The 19,732-nt window shown below is 41.0% G+C and carries 22 protein-coding genes; 8 read left to right on the top strand and 14 right to left on the bottom strand.

From position 1 onward, the window contains the following. Window positions 1-2: 2 nt before the first annotated feature. From ACVW2L_RS09625 to ACVW2L_RS09615, 3 genes are all read right to left on the bottom strand, one after another. A complete protein-coding gene (locus ACVW2L_RS09625; RefSeq protein WP_457127746.1) occupies window positions 3-731 on the bottom strand; it encodes a hypothetical protein in 729 nt (242 codons plus the stop codon). A gap of 6 nt (window positions 732-737) precedes the next feature. Beyond that, window positions 738-1,721 carry a glycosyltransferase gene (locus tag ACVW2L_RS09620; RefSeq protein ID WP_457127745.1) on the bottom strand — a complete coding sequence of 328 codons (984 nt, stop codon included), beginning with the start codon at window positions 1,719-1,721 and terminating at the stop codon, window positions 738-740. Window positions 1,722-1,821: 100 nt separating this feature from the next. Then, window positions 1,822-2,775: a glycosyltransferase family 2 protein gene (locus ACVW2L_RS09615; RefSeq protein WP_457127744.1), complete on the bottom strand. Its 954-nt coding sequence runs from the start codon at window positions 2,773-2,775 to the stop codon at window positions 1,822-1,824. Window positions 2,776-3,169: 394 nt separating this feature from the next. On the opposite strand from ACVW2L_RS09615, the gene ACVW2L_RS09610 reads away from it, so the two are divergent. Continuing rightward, the gene (locus ACVW2L_RS09610; protein WP_457127743.1) at window positions 3,170-4,171 is read left to right on the top strand and encodes a FimB/Mfa2 family fimbrial subunit; all 1,002 of its coding nucleotides are present in this window, start codon (window positions 3,170-3,172) and stop codon (window positions 4,169-4,171) included. Between the two features lie 113 nt (window positions 4,172-4,284). On the opposite strand, the gene ACVW2L_RS09605 is transcribed toward ACVW2L_RS09610, so the two are convergent. Beyond that, a complete protein-coding gene (locus ACVW2L_RS09605) occupies window positions 4,285-4,779 on the bottom strand; it encodes a nuclear transport factor 2 family protein (RefSeq protein ID WP_457127742.1) in 495 nt (164 codons plus the stop codon). Between the two features lie 150 nt (window positions 4,780-4,929). On the opposite strand from ACVW2L_RS09605, the gene ACVW2L_RS09600 reads away from it, so the two are divergent. From ACVW2L_RS09600 to ACVW2L_RS09585, 4 genes are all read left to right on the top strand, one after another. After that, window positions 4,930-6,525, top strand: a complete 1,596-nt coding sequence (locus ACVW2L_RS09600; RefSeq protein WP_457127741.1) for a sensor histidine kinase — start codon at window positions 4,930-4,932, stop codon at window positions 6,523-6,525. After that, window positions 6,449-7,237 (top strand): LytR/AlgR family response regulator transcription factor, encoded by a 789-nt coding sequence (locus ACVW2L_RS09595; RefSeq protein WP_457127740.1) that lies wholly within the window; start codon window positions 6,449-6,451, stop codon window positions 7,235-7,237. Before ACVW2L_RS09600 ends, ACVW2L_RS09595 begins: the two co-directional genes overlap by 77 nt. A 110-nt stretch (window positions 7,238-7,347) precedes the next feature. Beyond that, on the top strand, window positions 7,348-7,920 hold the full coding sequence (locus tag ACVW2L_RS09590; RefSeq protein ID WP_457127739.1) for an acetate uptake transporter: 573 nt from the start codon (window positions 7,348-7,350) through the stop codon (window positions 7,918-7,920). A gap of 19 nt (window positions 7,921-7,939) precedes the next feature. Next, window positions 7,940-8,320 (top strand): SRPBCC domain-containing protein, encoded by a 381-nt coding sequence (locus ACVW2L_RS09585; RefSeq protein ID WP_457127738.1) that lies wholly within the window; start codon window positions 7,940-7,942, stop codon window positions 8,318-8,320. 80 nt (window positions 8,321-8,400) lie between these two features. Here ACVW2L_RS09585 and ACVW2L_RS09580 read toward each other — a convergent pair whose 3' ends face one another. Beyond that, window positions 8,401-8,835 (bottom strand): OsmC family protein, encoded by a 435-nt coding sequence (locus ACVW2L_RS09580; protein WP_457127737.1) that lies wholly within the window; start codon window positions 8,833-8,835, stop codon window positions 8,401-8,403. 103 nt (window positions 8,836-8,938) lie between these two features. Here ACVW2L_RS09580 and ACVW2L_RS09575 point away from each other — a divergent pair, with 103 nt between their 5' ends. Further along, a complete protein-coding gene (locus ACVW2L_RS09575; RefSeq protein ID WP_457127736.1) occupies window positions 8,939-9,415 on the top strand; it encodes a hypothetical protein in 477 nt (158 codons plus the stop codon). Between the two features lie 24 nt (window positions 9,416-9,439). Continuing rightward, window positions 9,440-9,772, top strand: coding sequence for a hypothetical protein (locus ACVW2L_RS09570; protein WP_457127735.1), 333 nt, complete (start codon window positions 9,440-9,442; stop codon window positions 9,770-9,772). Between the two features lie 28 nt (window positions 9,773-9,800). On the opposite strand, the gene ACVW2L_RS09565 is transcribed toward ACVW2L_RS09570, so the two are convergent. From ACVW2L_RS09565 to queG, 3 genes are all read right to left on the bottom strand, one after another. Then, the gene (locus ACVW2L_RS09565) at window positions 9,801-11,351 is read right to left on the bottom strand and encodes a GNAT family N-acetyltransferase (protein ID WP_457127734.1); all 1,551 of its coding nucleotides are present in this window, start codon (window positions 11,349-11,351) and stop codon (window positions 9,801-9,803) included. 96 nt (window positions 11,352-11,447) lie between these two features. Beyond that, window positions 11,448-11,639, bottom strand: a complete 192-nt coding sequence (locus ACVW2L_RS09560) for a cold-shock protein (protein WP_457127733.1) — start codon at window positions 11,637-11,639, stop codon at window positions 11,448-11,450. Window positions 11,640-11,978: 339 nt separating this feature from the next. Further along, entirely contained in the window at window positions 11,979-12,914 is a 936-nt protein-coding gene (gene queG, locus ACVW2L_RS09555; RefSeq protein ID WP_457127732.1) for a tRNA epoxyqueuosine(34) reductase QueG, read from the bottom strand. A gap of 67 nt (window positions 12,915-12,981) precedes the next feature. Here queG and ACVW2L_RS09550 point away from each other — a divergent pair, with 67 nt between their 5' ends. After that, entirely contained in the window at window positions 12,982-13,242 is a 261-nt protein-coding gene (locus tag ACVW2L_RS09550; RefSeq protein ID WP_457127731.1) for a hypothetical protein, read from the top strand. Window positions 13,243-13,299: 57 nt separating this feature from the next. On the opposite strand, the gene ACVW2L_RS09545 is transcribed toward ACVW2L_RS09550, so the two are convergent. The 6 genes from ACVW2L_RS09545 to ACVW2L_RS09520 all read right to left on the bottom strand — a co-directional run bounded on the left by ACVW2L_RS09545 (window position 13,300) and on the right by ACVW2L_RS09520 (window position 19,707). Next, a complete protein-coding gene (locus tag ACVW2L_RS09545; protein WP_457127730.1) occupies window positions 13,300-13,917 on the bottom strand; it encodes a GIN domain-containing protein in 618 nt (205 codons plus the stop codon). A 250-nt stretch (window positions 13,918-14,167) separates the two neighbouring features. Continuing rightward, window positions 14,168-15,031, bottom strand: a complete 864-nt coding sequence (locus ACVW2L_RS09540) for a polysaccharide deacetylase family protein (protein ID WP_457127729.1) — start codon at window positions 15,029-15,031, stop codon at window positions 14,168-14,170. A 136-nt stretch (window positions 15,032-15,167) separates the two neighbouring features. After that, on the bottom strand, window positions 15,168-16,190 hold the full coding sequence (gene ruvB / locus ACVW2L_RS09535) for a Holliday junction branch migration DNA helicase RuvB (protein ID WP_457127728.1): 1,023 nt from the start codon (window positions 16,188-16,190) through the stop codon (window positions 15,168-15,170). A gap of 170 nt (window positions 16,191-16,360) precedes the next feature. Continuing rightward, window positions 16,361-17,092, bottom strand: a complete 732-nt coding sequence (locus ACVW2L_RS09530; RefSeq protein WP_457127727.1) for a polyprenol monophosphomannose synthase — start codon at window positions 17,090-17,092, stop codon at window positions 16,361-16,363. Window positions 17,093-17,208: 116 nt separating this feature from the next. After that, complete coding sequence (locus ACVW2L_RS09525) at window positions 17,209-18,702, bottom strand: POT family MFS transporter (RefSeq protein WP_457127726.1); 1,494 nt, start codon at window positions 18,700-18,702, stop codon at window positions 17,209-17,211. A gap of 84 nt (window positions 18,703-18,786) precedes the next feature. Continuing rightward, window positions 18,787-19,707 (bottom strand): hypothetical protein, encoded by a 921-nt coding sequence (locus tag ACVW2L_RS09520; RefSeq protein ID WP_457127725.1) that lies wholly within the window; start codon window positions 19,705-19,707, stop codon window positions 18,787-18,789. Window positions 19,708-19,732 lie beyond the last annotated feature (25 nt).

Here is a 19,732-nt window from a genome sequence, read left to right as displayed (position 1 = left end):
GCTTAATCTGTTTCTGCAAAGTTATCATCAATATCTTTATGACTATAAATTAGCTTTCGATAAGTTACGGCCAAAATTGTATTAACAAATGGGTAGGTAAAAATAACAGCAAGCGATGAAATTGGATAATATTGGGCAATTTTAACGGGAAGGGCTATAAGTAATAAAATAATAATCAACATCGTAAGTACTTTAAAAAAATATCCGCTTGTAAGCAAATAGCTTTGATTAAGTGACTCAAACACTCCTGAATGGTCGTCGACAATAAAAGTTATGAAAAACATTAAACGAAGCGAAAGATATAACCCTGCTACAACTACTATGTCTTCCAAAAATTCTTTAATATTAGGATAGTCCTCCAGTCCAAACGTTAAAAATTTGAAAGTAGTTATAGCAAAGGCAATTAAAAAAACTACACCTAAGTAACTTATTATCATTTTAAAGGCTGGGAGCACCTGCGAAAATTCAAACTCGTGATACTCACTGTCGATAAGGGTAAATAAGAGTTTATAAAGACCAAGCGTCGTATAAGCTTGTACAAAAACCATCAAAAATGAGACTGCCATTTTACTCCAGTAAGCTTCTGGCGCAATTACATATTCAGTGATAATGGCAAGTATTGATAATAACAAAAATGATATAACCGAATAAACAATTATGGTTACAAAGTTTTTCTTAAAAATTACCCATGCAGTTTTTGTAGTTTCTGCGACCGAAAAAGGATGGTACATGTTATATTATACTGTAGGTATTTGCTTTTTTAACACAATGCGCTTCCAAAAGTCTTGCATAAAGCCCAAACCGTATGCTGTTAACTGAATAAAGGAGGCCACCACTCCCAAAAATGCGATTTTTAAAGATTTGTTTTTCCACCAAGCGTGAAAAAATATCAACATAATTATTACCGCCAATATAATATCGAATATTATGCCCAGTGGGAGGTAAAATATATTGCTCAATATCATAATTACAAGGAAAATAGTAAAAGCTGCAGGGAAGAAATGTACCAATTTCAACGTGTCGGGAAAAAACTTATATATGTTGATACGTGCGCGACCAAAAAAGTGGATCTGCTTATAAAATTGCAGCAAACTGGTTCGGCGTTTATGATAAACTTTGGCTTCGGGGATTAAGCCGATCTTAAATCCTAAGGAATGTATGCGGATACTGTACTCTATATCTTCGCCCAGGCGGGTTATCTTAAACCCACCAGCCTTTTGCCAGGCCTGTCGCGAAATACCCATATTAAAACTGCGCGGGTGGAACTGCCCGCCAATAGCCTTTTTATTACCCCTGATGCCTCCTGTTGTGAACGGCGAGGTCATGGCATAGCTGATGGCTTTCTGAGTAGGAGTGAAGCTATCATGTGCGGCATCGGGCCCACCATAGGCATCCAGCCAGTTTGTGATGAGTGAATCGTTAACTATCTGGAAGTAATCTTCCGGTATCAGGCAGTCTGAATCAAATATTACAAAGTAATCGCCTTTGGCGCGCTCAAAGGCGTAGTTGCGGGCAAAACCCTGGCCGCCGTTTTCTTTAACATAATAATGCACATCAAGTTGATCGGTAAAGTCTTTTACGATATCCGATGCGTCGAGTTTTGAACCATCCTCAATAACCAAAACCTCAAACTTTTTATAGGTTTGCTGCACCAGTGTTTCCAGCAGTTCTTTGATCTCCTGCGGGCGATTATATAAGGGGATGATTACGGAGAAAAACATTTTTTTAATGTGCAGATGTGCAAATATGCAGATTGTTTAATAAGAGTTAAACGTAAAAGTTCATTTGCACGTATGGGCAATTGCATGTCTGCACATCCGGTTATATTACATCATCAATTTGATACCTGTTACGGTCGGGCGCGCTGCGGGCAACTAACTCGGCAACGAAGCCCGTTAGAAATAATTGAGAACCCAATATGATAGCCACAAGGGCTATATAAAACAGCGGCTGATCAGTTACATCGCGGGTTATTTTAATATGATGAGCTATATCATAAAGCTTATTTGCAATGAGCCATATTGCTATAATGGTACCAGTAAAAAAACTAAGGGTGCCCATTGTGCCGAAAAAGTGCATAGGCCGTTTACCAAACTTGCCAACAAAGAATATCGACAGCAGATCTAAAAGTCCATTAATAAACCGGCTCATACCAAACTTCGTTGTGCCGTATTTACGCGCGCGGTGCTCAACCACTTGCTCGCCAATTTTGGTGAAGCCCGCCCATTTGGCAATTACGGGCACGTAACGGTGCATTTCGCCATAAACCTCTATATTCTTAACCACGGCCTTGCGGTAGGCTTTCAATCCGCAGTTAAAGTCGTGCAGGTTATCTATGCCCGACATTTTGCGGGTGGCCCAGTTGTAAACCTTGGTTGGTATGGTTTTACTCAAGGGGTCATAACGCTTAGCTTTCCAGCCTGATACCAGGTCGTATTTATCGTCGGTGATGCGGCGGTATAGCGCAGGGATCTCATCCGGGCTATCCTGCAGGTCGGCATCCATGGTAATTATTACATCGCCCTGGGCTTTTTCAAAGCCGGTGTTCAATGCGGCCGATTTGCCATAGTTGCGCCTAAACCTTACGCCCGTTATAAACTGATTATTTAAGCGCAGTTTATTGATCATATCCCAGGAGCCATCGTTACTGCCATCATCCACCAGAACGATCTCGTAAGTAAAATGATTCTCGTCCATCACCCGGCTTATCCATGAGGTTAGTTCGGGTAATGATTCTACTTCGTTATATAAAGGTACTACTACTGATATGTCCATTTATAGGGCAGGTTGATAAAAACCCATGCAAAAATATAAAAATAGGGGAATGGTTAAGCCAATGTTATGTTAAGCGGTGTTAAATATTGTTAAAAGCGAAAAAAGGATGTTGTAAAAAGTAAACATAATCCCGCAAAATGTAAAATATTTATACATAAGTATTTCACTATAAGTTAATTATGAAGTTTAAGATGCAGGTGAATTTATTCTTTTTTGGCCATGCTTACAAAAGCAGCTGCTAACACCTGTATGTTATAAACACTATACTATAGTCAAAGGCTACAGACATACTCGTCCATAACTTGGAAACTACCAACTGCGGGTAAATCTTTGAATACAATTGTTCAACTAACACAAAATGAATACCTTTGCGCCGATTAATCTTATCACACTCATGAAGAATTTATTTTGCCTTGGATTACTTGTTTTGTTCTTCGCTTCCTGCCAAAAGATCAGTATAAAGACAGTTACGCCGAAAGATACGGCTGTAAAAAAGTACCCGATAAGCTTTAGCACATCCGGATTTTCATCAAGTATAAGCGATTTACAGTCCTCGTCAATCAAAACGCTTGCAACAAGCGCGCCGTTGATGTCTTATCCTCTTTCACTCCTCACTTATACCGCTTATGACAGCCAGGGTAATGTGGTTAGCCGACTGCAACAGTACGCCCAAAACCCAACCGCAGTAACCCGATTAAAGGAGCGCCAGAATTCAATACCGCTGGCAAAAAGCACATTAGGCACTTTTGTGGATACCTTGGCAGCAGGTACTTATACCTGCATTGTTACGGCAGGGCAGGAAGAATCTAATTGGGACGTGCCCGCTACTTTAGCCATGCAGAATCTTTCTATAGGTCATCCGAATATTTTTTCATCACTTAGCCAGGGTAAATTTTACCCATCGTTAACTGCCTCTATGATATATGACGGCTTTGTGTATAAAGGACAAATGACCGTTGGCCCTAATAACACAAGTCAGTCACTTAAATTGAACCGAATTGTCGGTAAGCTCAAAATTGTAATAGAAGATGCTCTGGCGTTAAACGTTGACGGTGTGCTTTTTGAATTCGAAGCTGTAGGATTTTATTATGATCTTAACAAAATGGTTTGGGATGGTACAACTAAAGAAACCTACAATGGCAATATAAATGTAGGCAGCTATGCCGGAAAAGCCGGGTATTCAAAAGAAATTATTTTATCGCCCGGTACGCACAGATTCACCATGAAATTTTTAGATGCCAATCAAAAAGTTATTGTTAGCAAGCAACTTTCAGTCCCTGTGGTTGCTAACCAGGTGACAACGTTAATCGGGAAAGCTTTCACCACACAAAATACAACAGGTTTTACTACTTCTATTGATCAAAATTGGGAAACCGGTTCATCCGTTAAGTTTTAAAAAAGAAACGTCATTTACCTTATAAAGGTATTGATTAATAACTGCGTGTTGGTATAATAACCAGCACGAAGCACTTAAAACAGGGTGCTATCAAGAAACCTTGTTTAAGGAAATTACTTTACCGCCATCACATCATTTGGGGGCAATAATTTAAAGCCTTGCCTTGCATAAACCACCCACTTGCCTTGTTCTTTTTTCCAAACCATTAAAACACCTAAAGCCAGTTTGCCGGGCTCTGTCTTTCCCTTTTGGTGCACACCGAAAAGTTTTTGCCTTACAATGGCGGTGTTGCCGTGCACATCAATTGTTTGGTCGGTAATGTTCAATTCTAAAAACTTCCAGCTCTTGGTAGCCAGCGAATCAACAAAGCCACGTTTAGTCTGTATATCGCCATTAGAGTGGCCGTAACTCAGCACATCCGCTGTTAAATCATTTAGCGAATCAAGACTTCCGGATTTTGTAGCCGCGGTAAAATCATTTACCCGTTTTTCAACGGCGGCTTTTTCTGCGGCAGGGTCGCCTGATTCTTCTTTTTGAGCGGTTGGTTGTGTGCATGCTGCAATAGTAAACACAGCCATAGCAAGTAACAGGTATTGTAACTTCTTCATAAGGTTTGTTTGGTAATTGGATAAACGAATGTAGGTTAACCACCATGAATTTGCAAATGGTGCTTAGTTTTATGGTCGTTTCATCTCATTTTTAAGCTACTTTAAACCATTTTTTAAATGGGCATATCAAATCGGCTTAGTTTTACCCTCATGGAACCAATAGAACAAAAAAGAAACTATCCGCTAATTGTTGAAACCGTTTTACTGGTAGCGCTTGCGTCGCTGTATGTTATCGGGTATTTGGTTAAAGTTTATAACAAATGGGAAGAGTTATACATAGACGGATTTAAAGAATTCAATTTCTCCAGAGCTATGGTTAAGCATGACATTGGGGATTTTTTAATTCGTACCCATGTTCAATGGCCCATAATTATCGCTTCAATTTTGCTCTTATCCGGCTGGGCGGTGTTTCATGCAGGCGTTATCCCCCGGGTTGTTAAACGTGTGTGGAACCTGCGCATCTTTCTATTGATTACCCTCTCTATTGTTCTTATAGCAACATCCCTTTTTGTTTACCATTATTTTCGCGAATATTTCAGGTATTATTTAGGTATTGATTATAATTCTAATGATATAAGGTTTCGTCACCTTTACCCCAACGGCATAAAGATCTACTCGCTTTACCGTTTACGCACGCTTGTTACAGATCTTTTCGGCGTTTTTGTAGCGTTCGGTATGCTTGAACTGGCGCTTGGCGCATGTCACCGCTTTCGCCTGTTGCTGCAAAACGAAACTGACGCGTTTTACCGTGTTATAACTTATCTGCCTTTGCTACTTTTCGCTATGCTGCTGATATTCATTACCCTGGCTTTGCGTTTGCAAACGCCGCTTTGGACAGAAAATTTAAGATATGTTTTATACCTCGGCGGCTCGGGATTAATTGTATGGTTAATGCAGGAGTTTATTACGGTGGAGTTTAAGCCCGAATTAATGCGGACAGATTCTGGAAAATTTTATGTTTTGCTGTCCGGCTTGGTGGCTATATGGTTGGGCCTCAATCTTGTTGTTTGGCTATGCTATAGCTATTTTGAGTTTAACAGGGAAAATGACCTTGTAGCGATGTTGATCATGACACTTTTCGCTGCCCTGGTAATAGCAGTGCTCCGCCGATATTCCTTTAAGAGCAAAACAAAGCTGGAGCGCCTTTCATCGGCTACGCTGGCAGAACTTTCGCAGTTAAGAACGCAGTTAAACCCGCACTTTTTATTTAATTCGCTCAATAGTTTATACACTGCCGCCCATCGCGAAAAGAGCGAAGCCACTGCCGAAGGGATACAGCGCCTGGCCGACATAATGCGCTTTATATTAAGTGAAAATAACCACGAACGAATATTGCTTGAAAAGGAAATACAATACCTTGAAAATTACCTCTACATACAACGCTTACGGGTAGACGAAACACAGGGTGTCGATATCACCGTAAGCCTTACGGTATCCACACCGCACGCTTACATTGCGCCTATGATGTTGATTCCATTTGTAGAGAATGCCTTTAAACATGGCATTAGTCACAGGTCGCCATCGTGGATCCATGTGGGTTTAACGGTTGAAAATGGTAAACTGGATTTTCATGTGGCCAACTCGCGACACAAAAAATCGGCTCATGACCCTGAAGAATTTCAGGGTGGGATAGGGATGCCAAACATCCGTAAACGTTTAGAACTTATTTATGCCCACCGTTATACGCTGGATATTAAAGAAACAAATGATGAGTACAGCGCAAAGCTTACCCTGCAATTATGGTAGAAATACTTACTTTGGCCAAATGTTGTTAACCGCAATTGCTATTGATGATGAACCCGACGCGGTAGAGCTGATTGGTATTTTGGCCGAAAAGGTGCCTTTTTTAACCCTTAAGGCCACTTTTACCAATGCTTTTACAGCGATAGCCTGGTTGCAGCAAAACAAGGTGGACCTGATATTTCTGGATATTAAAATGCCCGATATAAACGGAATAGACCTGCTGAACAGCCTTACCGCGCCGCCCATGGTTGTTTTTACAACGGCTTATTCTGAGCACGCAGTAGAGGGTTTTGAATTGAATGCAATAGATTATCTGTTAAAGCCCTTTTCGTCCATCCGCTTTTTAAAAGCCTGCAATAAAGCTTTGGAGATAAAGACCATGCGCGGCGGCGAAGCCTTGCCTTACATTTTTGTTAAAACCGGCTATCAGGAAGAGAGAGTGATGTTGAGTGATATAAGGTATCTGGAAGCCGATGGCAATTACGTTACCTATGTATTGCCAGACAGGAATTTATTGTGCCGGCAAAGCCTTACTGATGCACTTAATGCACTGCCTCAAAACACCTTTATGCGTGTACAGCGCTCATATGTTGTAAACACAGCCTATGTTACCAAAACGGCCCGCTTTGAAATTTATATTGACGATAAACTTATCCCCGTAGGCGAGTCGTACATGCAGCAGGTGGCCGAGTTGCGGTCAAGCCTGAGAAAATAGCCAATTAATATAGTTTATTCGGCTGTTTATTCATGGTTTGCTATTTTGTATTAAATACCTAAATTGCAACTGTAAACCAATTATAAACCCTTTTAACCGTAACAATTTTTATGAGTACCCCAAACGCTATAGCCAATCCGGCTCCATTAGGTTTGTGCGCTTTCGGCATGACCACCATTTTGCTTAACATTCACAACGCAGGCTTTTTTGAGCTTAACTCCATGATATTAGGAATGGGCATTTTTTATGGTGGCCTGGCACAGGTTATAGCAGGCGTTATTGAAGCTAAAAAGGATAACACGTTTGGTCTTACCGCCTTTACCTCTTATGGTTTCTTCTGGCTGTCGTTGGTCGGGCTTCTTGTTATGCCTAAGCTGGGCTGGGCCGAAAAAACATCTGATACTGCTATGGCTGCCTATCTTGGTGTATGGGGCGTGTTTACCTTGTTGTTATTTTTTGGCACGCTGCATTTAAGTAAGGCACTGCAGTTTGTATTTGGATCGTTGGTAGTATTGTTTGCTTTATTAGCTTATAGCCGTGCTACTGGTAACGCAACTATAGGCAAACTTGCCGGTTACGAAGGCATTGTTTGCGGCGCATCTGCTGTTTATACCGGCATTGCCCAGGTGTTGAACGAAGTTTATGGCAGAACAGTTTGGCCTTTGGGCCCAGTACAAAAATAATTTGCCGTAAATTGCGGGCGTGAAAGATTTTAAAAAATATTATGTAGTTCCGGCTTCGCCCGATGAGGTGTACCTGGCTTTAACCAATGCACCAACCATTCAATTATGGACAGGCGACGCAGTCGAAATGGATGCTACACCCGGCGGCGAATTTTCTATGTGGGATGGCAGCATAGTGGGAAAAAATATAGAATTGGAGCCCGGCAAAAAGATTGTGCAGCAATGGTATTTTGATGGGCAGTCTGATGATTCGATCGTAACCATAAAACTGCACGCTGATAAAGCCGGAACGTCCGTAGAGTTACGCCATACTAATATACCCGATGCTGATTACAACGATATTAGCGAGGGTTGGACGGATAGTTACTTTGGATCACTGATCGATTTTTACGAGGATTAAGCGATTTGCATAAACAAAAATAGCGATGGGTTTTAAACCCATCGCTATTTTTGTTTATAGTTCATCTTAGTTTTTTAAACTTACGCCGTTACTTCCGGGTGAATAAACACTTTTGAGGTAATTTGTGCCCCTGCTTTTTCTAAGGTTGCAGACACGGAGCAATACTTGCCTAATGAAAGATCTACCGCTTTGGCTGCCTTATCCGGATCAATATCACCATATAAATGGAACTCGATATCAACAGTTTGCCATAAAGAAGGCTCAACACCTGCTTCGCGGTCACCATTTACTACCATTTTATAATCTTTAACTTCCTGGCGTTGCTTTTTTAATATTGCAATAACATCAATGGCCGAACAACCTGCCAAACCCATTAACAAGATCTGCATAGGGCGCACTCCATAGTCAAGCCCTCCGCTTTGCGGGCTGCTGTCCATTTTAACTATATGTCCGCTCTCATCTTTGGCTTCAAAGCCAAAATCGCCGCTAACACGGCTTAGTTCAATTTTTGCCATAACACAAATGTAAAAGTAGGCTAAGTTAATAACTAAGTGCCGTATTGTATTTGATGTAGTTTAAGTTTAATGTAATTTTAAACGCTATAACAACGTAACGAATATGAAAAAGACCCTTTTCACTACCATTTTTATGTGTTTAACTTATGCGGTTTTTGCGCAGGGCAAGCTAATATCCTACGAAGAAATACAGTTTATGCTACACAACAACATAAACCGCGATGATAGCCTGTTGTTGGGCAAGGGATATATCCAAAAATCAAAAAACGAAAAAAAGAAAACACGCGAGTATACATTAGCCACTAATAGGGGAACGTATATTAATTTAACCATGCGTGCCGATGGCCGCCGCCTTTTTATGGAGCTGGCCACCAATGATATACAGCAGCATGATGTATTAATGAGCTCAATAGGGCAGTACCCACACAAAACAGAAACCATGGGCGATATGAATATCTATGTTCTTAAAGATGTAGGGAGTATTTATATTACCCAAACAGAAAACGTTCCTTACGATCCGATGAAGAAAAACTACGTGATACAGATAGCGCCTGATAAAAATGTGATGGCGTATGATTGAAGTTAGTTGAGCGGAGATATAATCATGGCTGATATCGATCTAAAACAACTATATAATTTGTTAGTTGACACCTTGTTGTTAGCTGCTCCTGCCATTGATATTGGCGATGAGCAACTGGATAATTGCTTAAAGGAACTCGAAGGCGACTCGTATACTTTTCTTCATCCCATAACTCTTCAAAAACTACGTAACGCAAACTTTTTAAATGAGTTTCAAACAGCTGAAATCGAAGATTTAAGAAATCGGATAATCGCAATTTCCCCGAACCTTTGGACACCAGAAGGTTTCAAAACAAATAATGAATGGCAGGCCGTGAGAGAAAGAGCAAATGATATAGTAACTGGCTTGCGCTCGTAGAAGACGAGCGCAAGCTTTATGTGGCAACCTATTTCTTACTCTTATTTACTATCTTATAAATATCCAAACGTCTATCTTTCAAGTTTCTTACTGCGCCAAAGCTGTGTAGTTCCTTTAACAGATCAAGGTCAACATCAGCTATCAGGGTGGTCTCGGTATTTGGTGTCGCCTCTGCTTTTATACCATTACTGGGGAACGAAAAATCCGAAGGCGTAAACACCGCAGATTGCGCATACTGAATATCCATATTATGCACTTTTGGCAAATTACCCACGCTGCCGGCTATGGCTACATAGCATTCATTTTCTATGGCGCGGGCCTGTGCGCAGCTGCGCACACGGGTGTACCCGTTCTGAGTATCAGTCATAAAAGGTACAAACAGGATGCTCATGCCTTGTTCCGCCAGCAATCGGGGCAGTTCCGGAAACTCCACATCGTAACAGATCAAAATGCCTATTTTGCCGCAGTCGGTATCATAAGTAGTAATAATGTCACCACCTACCATTCCCCAAGCGCTTGTTTCCGCTGGTGTTAGATGAATTTTGCGATACATTTCATAAGAGCCGTCGCGGCGGCATAAATAGCCAATATTTAACAATACACCGTTTTCAAGATAGGGCATGCTGCCGGTAATAATGTTGATGTTATAACTTATGGCGTATTCGATAAATTTATCGCGCAGCGGGATGGTATATTTAGCAATCTCTCGCATGGCCCCGGCTCCGCTCATGTGGTTATAGGCCGTCATTAAAGGGGCGTTAAACAACTCAGGGAACAGCACAAAGTCGCTCTGGTAATCGCTTATCACATCAACAAAAAACTCAATTTGCTCGCAAAGCGACTCCATGTTTTCAAAGGGTCGCATTTGCCATTGTACCAGCCCAAGGCGCACTACAGATTTATTGGAGTTGATATGGGCCGCTTCCTCATTGTAGTAAATGTTGTTCCACTCTAACAGCGAGGCGTACTCCAACGATTCGGTATCGCCGGGCAAATAACCTTTTAAGATCTTTCTAACGTGAAAATCATTAGCTAACTGGAAAGACAGGGTGGGGTCATGAATTTCTTTTCCTTTTACTTTTTCAAGGTAAGCCTTTGGGGTAAGTTGGTCGGCATAATCTTTATATTTAGGTATACGCCCACCGGCGATAATAGCACGCAGGTTATGCCTTTCGCATATTTCCTTACGGGCATCATAAAGCCTTCTGCCTATCCGCATCCCTCTGTGATCTGGGTGAACAAAAAAGTCAATGCCGTACAGTACATCTCCCTTTTCGTCGTGGGTAGAGAACGAGTAGTTGCCTGTTATTTGTGCGTAAGTGTGGTTATCACCAAATTTTTCATAATCAACTATTAACGATAGGGCACAACCGGCTATGGCGCCATTAACCAGAATACATATTTGCCCTTCGGGAAATATCTCAACCAGTTTGCTGATGTGTGTTTCACCCCAATAGGAAGCACCTTCCCATTCAGAGTAAGCTTCTATCATGGAGGCCTTTAAGCCCAAATAATCATCTTTGGTTAGGGTTCTTAATTCTATTTTAAGGTCTTCGTTCTTTATTTCTTTTTCTTTCATGGTAGTTGTTTGTGCAAATAAGGCGCTGTAGTGTTATTAACAAAAAAAAACATCTTCCTGTTAGGGAAGATGCTTCACAATAATTTTTATAGTAAGTTAAGCTACTTTTACATTTACTGCGTTTGGTCCTTTGCGGCCCTGCTCAATGTCAAAACTAACAGCGTTATTCTCGCGAATATTGTCAATCAGACCTGAAGAATGAACAAATATTTCGGCTCCACCATCATTTGGTGTAATAAATCCGAAACCTTTTGTGTCGTTAAAAAATTTTACTGTTCCTTGTTGCATTGTATTTTTTATTAATAAAGTTACAAAGTACGGATAATTATTGACAAATTTCTCTTTAGTGAAAAAATTTAACGTTTATTTAATCTGGGAGCCTGCGTCCTGAAAAAATAACCTTGCAAATTGTTGCAAAAGTGTTGCTATTCTGTTGCTAAAGTGTTTCACAGAAAACTGATTGGTTATTTTCTATTTAGCTGATAACAAACAATTTAGTAGTTTGTGGCTAAATTTATTGGTTCGGATTTTCCACGGCAAAAAAGTTAAACATTTGATATACAGGTATTTCAATTTTTATTTTAAGGGAACGTTTATTTTTTGCAACACCCGCGCTGATATGGTGGATTACATTGGCTTTAAAAACTCAATATTACGTTTAAGCCCAGCAAATTTTGTCCGTTTAACCGCCGATTTTTGAAATACCTTTTGGAAAATTTCTTCTGTAATTTCGGCAATATCTTCCCGTCTCAACCCTATCAGATCAGGGTGGGGATCAAAGGCAGGTTCGGTATGCAGAACAGAAAATTTATTCCAGGGGCAAACATCCTGACAAATATCGCAGCCAAACATCCAGTTGTCCATTTTGCCTTTAAACTCTGTAGGTAGCTCGTCTTTGAGTTCGATGGTGAGGTAAGATATACACCTGCTGCCATCCACCACGTAAGGGCCAACTATGGCATCGGTAGGGCAGGCGTCTATGCAGCGGGTACAGGTGCCACAATGGTCGGCAGTGGGTTCAACATCATATTCCAGCTCTATATCCACTATCAGTTCTGCTAAAAAGAAGAACGAACCGGCGTTTTTGTTAAGCAAATTACTGTTTTTACCAATCCAGCCAATACCTGCCTTTTTTGCCCATGCCTTGTCCAGCACCGGGGCAGAATCAACAAAAGCACGACCGCCAACTTCGCCTATCTTTTCATTGATTGTGGCTAATAAATGCTTTAGCTTATCTTTTATTACGGTATGATAATCTTGCCCGTATGCATACTTTGAGATCTTAGGCGCAAGCGGGTCTGACTGCGCAGTATCAGTATAGTAATTAAGTGCCAGCGAAATAACCGATTTGGCGCCATCTACCAGCAAACGTGGATCAAGGCGTTTATCAAAGTAGTTTTCCATGTATTGCATGTTGCCGTGCATGCCCGCTTTCAGCCAGGCTTCCAGGCGCGGGGCTTCTCGTTCTAAAAACTCTGCTTTGGCAATACCGCAAAACATAAAGCCCAGCTTTTTGGCCTCATCTTTGATTAGTTTGCTATATGCCGACCGGTCTTGCTGCATTTAAGCAAAGATAGCACAATTTAAAAACACAGCATTTAAACCATTGTTAACCTATAAACAAACTACCATGGAAAACTTAAATAATGATCCGATAGACGAACAGATCACTAACGACGATAATTCTGTAACCAATAAAGACGGCGATAATATGCTGGAGCAGGAAGAAGGTACTAATATACAGAACAAACCCGATGAAGTTAGGGTACCTACGATTACCCCCGAAGCCGCAGATGTTGATGCCCCGGAAGATGTTGTAGAGGATGATAAAAGCGAAGATGAGGCGGCCTCATCCAATAAAGGCGATGGCCCCAAGGGAGAGAACCTGTAAATACAATAAATGGAAAAGCACCTAGCATAGCGCTGAGGGGCTTTTCCATTTTATATATTATAAACTTGCGTTTACCGTAATGCCTTTTGCAGTAAGTAAAAGTTTTGGCTGAACAATTTCGCGCTCTGTGCTGGTATAAGCATCCAGATCAGTTTTATTTATAGTTGATGTTTTGCTGTAATCTAAATGATAGTTTTCAACCATTCCTGATAAGTCGGCTTTAGCCTCGTCATTCACCACAATATTAGCGGCAACAGCATCAACATCTAATGAAGCAACCGAATTGTCGTTTAATTGAATATTAAGTGATAAAGCAGAAAGAATTCCTTTATATGATTTAACAATAGCGTTATCATTCGCAGTAATGGCACGTAAGTCGGTAACAGTAACAATTACAACCAGCGCATCGGTTTTGTAAGATGCTATGCGCAGTACTCCATTTTCGTTTTGAACCCTGGCGTTGTCGCCGTAGTAATCATTGTAAATTTTTACGCCGTCTTCTTTGCCGTTAGTTATATAAACCTCTACATTTCCACTCGCTTCAATTTTGCTGATCGGGCCTACTTCTGTTAAAATAACAGCGCCGTTGTCGGCTTTAGTATTGGCAAAAGTAAGGGTGGTAGTGCTTATTAATAAAGATACAGTTGCGATGATTGTTGTGAATTTAGTTTTCATTGTCTTTTTATTACGGGTGAATATTTGTTAGTTATTTTAAATACACCTCTATGACTGACTGAAAAACAAAAAGTTAAGTGGGGGTTAGTGTATATTAGACAACATGGGTAGTTGTGTAGGCAAATACCCCGATTGTGTCGTCAACATGTTTTATTTTAGATAGTGTTGTGGCGCACAATAAACAAAAAAGCCGCGTTGGTTAAAACGCGGCTCTATATTTTTATAGACACCCCCTTTAGAGGGCGTTGAGCTAATAGCTATTTTTAATAGCGTTATGCAATGTCTTGGTACTCCAGTATCCGCTGTCTAAAATACGGCGAACAGTCATCAGTGGATCGTTCGGGTCGCGCTTTTCTGCTAATTGGAAGGCCATTTTAAACCCACGTTTATGCAGCTCCGGTAAATTCTCTGCATTCCATAGGCCAAAAGGGAAAGCAAAGTAATTTATCTTTTTCCCCGTTATTTCTTCCAGCTTTGCAGTGGGTTTGTCTAATTGCGTAACCCAGTCATCAGTAGGTTTGAGGGTGATCTTGCCGTTTTTACCTAAAATTTTAAGCGATGATGTATGCGATAATCGATCAAAGCGGTGGTGGTCCCAGGTATGGCTACCAATTACATTGCCATCATCAGATAGTTTTTTTATCTGATCGTTGTTCATGTAATTAGGTCTGCCAATTGACACCGTCATAATAAAATAAACAGCCTTAAAACCATATTTTTTCAATTCCGGCGCGGCAATAGTAAACTGATCCAGGTCGGTATCATCAAAGGTCAGCATAATGGGCTTGCTTGGCAGTGCTGCACCTGTAGTTAAGTAAGCATATAACTGATCGGGCAATATTGTGTGGTAACCGCTATCGGCCAGGCTTTTTATCTTTGCTTTAAAATCAGCTACCGGTACAATATAGTCTTTAGCGTTTTTAGAATCTTTCGGGCGCCAGTCTCGTATTTGGTGGTAACACAGAATGGGCACTTGTTTGCGCGCCATAATGGCGTTTTTATCAATTTTTACAGGCCCTGAAGGAGCGGGAGCTTGCTCCGCCACTTCTGTGTTGACTGGCACAGTAGTATCGCCCAAAGAAGCGCTTTTTTCTGATTTTGACTGACATGACATTGCAAGCAAAAGGGTTGCAGTTAGCAGTAGGTGGTAAGATTTTAACATAGTAGATATAATAAAAAACTGCCTGTAAAGTTTTTGCAGGCCACAAATATATTTTAAGTTTCTTAGTTAAATTAAATGATGGGTTGTTTTAAAATAAAGAAGGAGTACCGCCCGGCTTTATCCTGCCCAAATGTTTGTAAGCACTCTCGGTAGCTTCGCGGCCGCGGGCAGTACGCATTAAAAAGCCTTCCTGTATCAAAAATGGTTCGTAAACTTCCTCTATGGTTCCTTCATCTTCTCCAACGGCCGTAGCGATGGTTTTAAGACCAACAGGGCCGCCTTTAAATTTATCTATAATCGTTGTCAATATTTTGTTGTCCATTTCATCCAAACCGTGCTCGTCAACATTTAAGGCGTTAAGGGCGTATTTGGCTATAACGGTGTCAATATTGCCGTCTCCTTTTATCTGGGCAAAGTCGCGGGTGCGGCGCAGCAATGCATTCGCAATACGCGGTGTACCACGGCTCCGCCGGGCAATCTCATAGGCCCCCTCATCGCTAATAGGAGTTTTTAATATGGAAGATGAACGCAAAATAATGGTGGTAAGTAACTTGGCATCATAATACTCCAACCTTGAATTTATACCAAAACGGGCCCGCAACGGCGCTGTAAGTAAACCGGAGCGGGTGGTGGCTCCAACCAAAGTGAATGGATTTAATGATAACTGTACCGAGCGGGCATTAGGGCCGCTCTCCAGCATAATATCTATCTTGAAGTCTTCCATTGCCGAGTATAGATACTCTTCAACCAGCGGGCTTAAACGGTGTATCTCGTCAATAAATAATATATCGCCGCTTTCAAGGTTAGTTAACAAACCGGCCAGGTCGCCGGGTTTATCTAATACCGGGCCGGAGGTTATTTTTATACCAACACCCATCTCGTTAGCAATAATGTGCGAAAGGGTTGTTTTTCCTAAACCCGGTGGCCCGTGCAATAAAACATGGTCAAGCGCCTCGCCACGTTGCCGCGCAGCTTGTACAAAAACTCTTAAGTTGGCTAAAATTTTATGCTGACCGGTAAAATCCTCAAAAACCTGTGGCCGCAATACTTTCTCGATATCGCGTTCGGCAGAAGTAAGGTGTTCCCGGCTCGGATCTAAGTTCTCGTTCATTTTGCCAACTAAATTAGTATTTTTTATTTCGAATTTAGAATGTTCAATATCGAATTTGACATGTAGCCTTGATAGTCAGTAAAATATCTGTAACCACAAATTTTAGGAATGAAAAAACAGTATTACAAGAAAAAAATCCGAAATGGAAAATCCGATGTCCGCAATAAAAATCACCCTTCGGGATACTTTCTGAACATTGCATTGATACGCATCTGTATAACACCCATAAAAGCTTCCTTAAATATACCTTTTGACATTTTAGAAGTGCCCGCGGTGCGATCGGTAAATATAATGGCGATTTCGTTAACGCTAAACCCATGTCTTACGGCTGTGTATTTCATTTCTATCTGAAAAGCGTAACCCACAAACTTTATCCTATCCAGGTCTATGGTTTCTAAAACACTACGTTTATAACACATAAAGCCAGCGGTAAAGTCCTGTATATTAACGCCGGTGATAAAACGTACATAAACAGAGGCAAAGTAGCTCATTAATACCCTGCTCATGGGCCAGTTTACTACGTTAACGCCTTTAATGTAACGCGAACCTACGGTAACATCCGCCCCTTCAACACATGCTCTTCGTAAACGAAGCAGGTCCTCCGGATTGTGAGAAAAGTCGGCATCCATCTCAAATATATAATCATATTTATGCGCAAGGGCCCATTTAAATCCATGGATATAAGCGGTGCCAAGCCCCTGTTTGCCATTGCGTTCCTCTATAAATAAAGAATCGGGGTAAACGTTTCTTATTGATTTGACTATAATATTGGTACCATCAGGCGAGCCGTCGTCAATTATAAGTATATGGAAATCATGAGGCAAAGAAAATATCTTACGGATCATCCGTTCGATGTTCTCGCGCTCATTATAGGTGGGGATAATAACTAAGCTATCAGGCACTTATTAATTTAGATAATGCAGCTTTAAACTTCGGCTAAAATAACAGAAATAGCGGCTATAAAAAATAAAAAAACAGGAGCCATATCCAGCTCCTGTTTTATAACGGTAAAAGTGCCTTATAAATTATTGGTATCTGCAATTACCTTGTTATCGGGCTCAACGTCAGGGTCATTAATATAGTTGCGCTCTTTTAATCGCGGCGATATGATCATAAAAGCTACCAGAAATGCCGTACAGATCCCTACAAATAGCCAATAAAAATCGGCCCCTACAAATTTTGCAAAGAAACCACCTTTAGCAATATTGCCATTAACCAGGGCGTCAAATAAGTTGCCACAGGCAACGGTAAGTAACCAAATGGCGGTCATGGTACTTTTCATTGATTTAGGCGCCTGCGTGTAAGCATATTCCAAACCGGTTATTGATACTAAAACCTCAGCAGCCGACAACACTATATAAGCAAACACCTGCCACCAAACAGAAGGATGTGCCCCTGCATCAACACGCTCCTGTACAAATGCTATAATAACAAAAGACAAAGCGGTGAGCGCCAAACCTGCACCTATACGGCGCAGTGGTGTGGTTTTAATGCCTATCTTGTCTAAAAAGGGATATAAAAAGTAAGTAAACAAAGGGATAAAAGTCAGCAAAAACACCGGGTTGAAAGTTTGCACCTGACCAGCCAGTATAGTAAAGCTCGTAAACCCAAGGTCAATGTGCCTGTCAAGTTTTTCAGCTTGTAACACCCATTCAGATAAGTTTTGATCCCACATTGCCCAAAAAATAGGTGCAAATATAAAAACGGCCATTACGCGATAAACAGCTTTAACGCCTTCAACTTTTTCGGGATTAAACTCTCCTTTGGCAACATCAAGCAGGGCGTGCCCTTTTTGCTTTTTGCCTATATTGAGTAAAGCGTATACAGAGATAAACACAAAATTATTTTTGTTTACGCCACCAGGGGGCACGCGTACATACATCTTTCGGCCCGAAAAGAAAATGGCGGTTGCCAAAACCATTAATATACCCGGAATGCCGAATGCCCATTGTGCACCGTAATTTTTATACACCCAAGGAATCATGATGGTAGCTATTACAGAACCAGAGTTGATACTAAAATAAAACCAGCCATAAACCTTTGATAACAATACCTGGTTGGTTTTATCAAACTGATCGCCCACGTTGGCAGATACGCATGATTTTATCCCACCGGCACCAACAGCAACCAGCACCAGGCCGAATATAAAGCCATTAAGATTACTATCAAACACAGCCAGGAATAAGTGCCCAAAACAATAAACAATAGAGATCCATAAAATGATCTTGTATTTACCGGTAAACCAGTCGGCAACCAATCCACCAACAAATGGCAGCGTATAAGCAAGGGTGACAAAAAAGTGCGTACTCTCATTAGCCTTAGCCTCGGCTACTGTTTGCAGCGCCGGGTTTAATGTTGGGTTAAAAAATTGCGCCACCAAAAAAGTAGCCAATATAGACCGCATACCATAAAAGCTGAAACGCTCGGCAGCTTCGTTCCCTATAATAAAAGGAATACTTTTAGGGTATCGGGGTTTAAGCGCGGCGACAGCCGCAGGTGCTTTTTCAGACATAAGATCAGTTTAATGGGACGAAAATACTATTTATATCGTGAAAAAAAATTTCCTCTCAATTTAACAAATTGTTTGCTTTTAAAACTATTGTATAGGCTTTTTTACGATAGGTTTGACTTCCAGCTTTGGAGCAGGTAACTGACCGGGGTCTATAAAAGCAGCATCGCTTTCGTTGGGAACGTTGCGCATATCCAGGTTTTCAGCAAGCTCCCAGCGTCCGTTTTTAAGACGATAACCGTTGTAGGACAGATCGGGACCGTAAGTATCGGGTTGATCTTTCAGTTTTTTATCAGGTGGAACTAAATTGTCAAAAACGATCAGATTCTCGCTTGGCACGTATCGCAGCAGCATTGATGCCTGGCGGGTGTATTGAAAAACAACACGACTGCGCCGTTTATCTTTAGCGACAAAAACAGGTAAACCTAATACCGGTTTATCGTTTTTAAATGATAATACATCTATTACTTTTTTGGTCGACCGGTCGGTATAGCCTTTCCATCCTAACAAAACATAATGCGGAATGGCTCCCTGTACGGGTATAATGGTGTAATATTGCGCACCGTACCACTTAGTGTTATCAGTAACGGTATCTTCCGGGTGTGTAATTAGTGGGGAATAATCGTCCAGCGGATAGAGTTTCAAAGCTCCTCCTGTATTCATTTGTATGGCGCCATAAAAGCGGTAGCTGCCATCATCGTTAGCTATATGCCAGCTGAAGATGCGGAAACGGTTATCCGGTGAGTTAAGTATGCTAACAGCTTTTAGCGAATCGAATTTATAAAGGAAGGAATTTTGCGCTTTAAGTGCACTTACCAATGTTTTTATAAAGGTATAGTTGGCATTTTTGCGTGCAAGTTCGTCGGGGTTGTTAATGAAGTTGCTGCCTAAACTATTCAGGCTATCTTGGTAAGTATTTAGCATTGCCAAATCCTTTTGCTGAAACTGTGCAAAGCTGTTGTAAAAAGTAAATGTCGCTAACAGGGTAATATAGAGCCGTTTTATCACTATTTATAACTGTTTATATTGTGCT

This window comes from Mucilaginibacter sp. HD30, from assembly GCF_054061755.1.
The sequence above is the reverse complement of the archived record's forward strand: the minus strand, read 5'-3'. Positions and strand labels throughout refer to the sequence as shown.

What these genes read in the sequence shown, in the direction of transcription:
- ACVW2L_RS09540 (WP_457127729.1), bottom strand. Translation starts at nt 15,031, where the DNA reads ATGTCATGTCAGTCAAAATCAGAAAAAAGCGCTTCTTTGGGCGATACT.
- ACVW2L_RS09570 (WP_457127735.1), top strand. Translation starts at nt 9,440, where the DNA reads ATGGCTGATATCGATCTAAAACAACTATATAATTTGTTAGTTGACACC.
- ACVW2L_RS09600 (WP_457127741.1), top strand. Translation starts at nt 4,930, where the DNA reads ATGGAACCAATAGAACAAAAAAGAAACTATCCGCTAATTGTTGAAACC.
- ACVW2L_RS09580 (WP_457127737.1), bottom strand. Translation starts at nt 8,835, where the DNA reads ATGGCAAAAATTGAACTAAGCCGTGTTAGCGGCGATTTTGGCTTTGAA.
- ACVW2L_RS09595 (WP_457127740.1), top strand. Translation starts at nt 6,449, where the DNA reads ATGCCCACCGTTATACGCTGGATATTAAAGAAACAAATGATGAGTACA.
- ACVW2L_RS09525 (WP_457127726.1), bottom strand. Translation starts at nt 18,702, where the DNA reads ATGTCTGAAAAAGCACCTGCGGCTGTCGCCGCGCTTAAACCCCGATAC.
- ACVW2L_RS09545 (WP_457127730.1), bottom strand. Translation starts at nt 13,917, where the DNA reads ATGAAAACTAAATTCACAACAATCATCGCAACTGTATCTTTATTAATA.
- ACVW2L_RS09560 (WP_457127733.1), bottom strand. Translation starts at nt 11,639, where the DNA reads ATGCAACAAGGAACAGTAAAATTTTTTAACGACACAAAAGGTTTCGGA.
- ACVW2L_RS09565 (WP_457127734.1), bottom strand. Translation starts at nt 11,351, where the DNA reads ATGAAAGAAAAAGAAATAAAGAACGAAGACCTTAAAATAGAATTAAGA.
- ACVW2L_RS09550 (WP_457127731.1), top strand. Translation starts at nt 12,982, where the DNA reads ATGGAAAACTTAAATAATGATCCGATAGACGAACAGATCACTAACGAC.
- ruvB (WP_457127728.1), bottom strand. Translation starts at nt 16,190, where the DNA reads ATGAACGAGAACTTAGATCCGAGCCGGGAACACCTTACTTCTGCCGAA.
- ACVW2L_RS09610 (WP_457127743.1), top strand. Translation starts at nt 3,170, where the DNA reads ATGAAGAATTTATTTTGCCTTGGATTACTTGTTTTGTTCTTCGCTTCC.
- ACVW2L_RS09590 (WP_457127739.1), top strand. Translation starts at nt 7,348, where the DNA reads ATGAGTACCCCAAACGCTATAGCCAATCCGGCTCCATTAGGTTTGTGC.
- ACVW2L_RS09625 (WP_457127746.1), bottom strand. Translation starts at nt 731, where the DNA reads ATGTACCATCCTTTTTCGGTCGCAGAAACTACAAAAACTGCATGGGTA.
- queG (WP_457127732.1), bottom strand. Translation starts at nt 12,914, where the DNA reads ATGCAGCAAGACCGGTCGGCATATAGCAAACTAATCAAAGATGAGGCC.
- ACVW2L_RS09605 (WP_457127742.1), bottom strand. Translation starts at nt 4,779, where the DNA reads ATGAAGAAGTTACAATACCTGTTACTTGCTATGGCTGTGTTTACTATT.
- ACVW2L_RS09575 (WP_457127736.1), top strand. Translation starts at nt 8,939, where the DNA reads ATGAAAAAGACCCTTTTCACTACCATTTTTATGTGTTTAACTTATGCG.
- ACVW2L_RS09615 (WP_457127744.1), bottom strand. Translation starts at nt 2,775, where the DNA reads ATGGACATATCAGTAGTAGTACCTTTATATAACGAAGTAGAATCATTA.
- ACVW2L_RS09620 (WP_457127745.1), bottom strand. Translation starts at nt 1,721, where the DNA reads ATGTTTTTCTCCGTAATCATCCCCTTATATAATCGCCCGCAGGAGATC.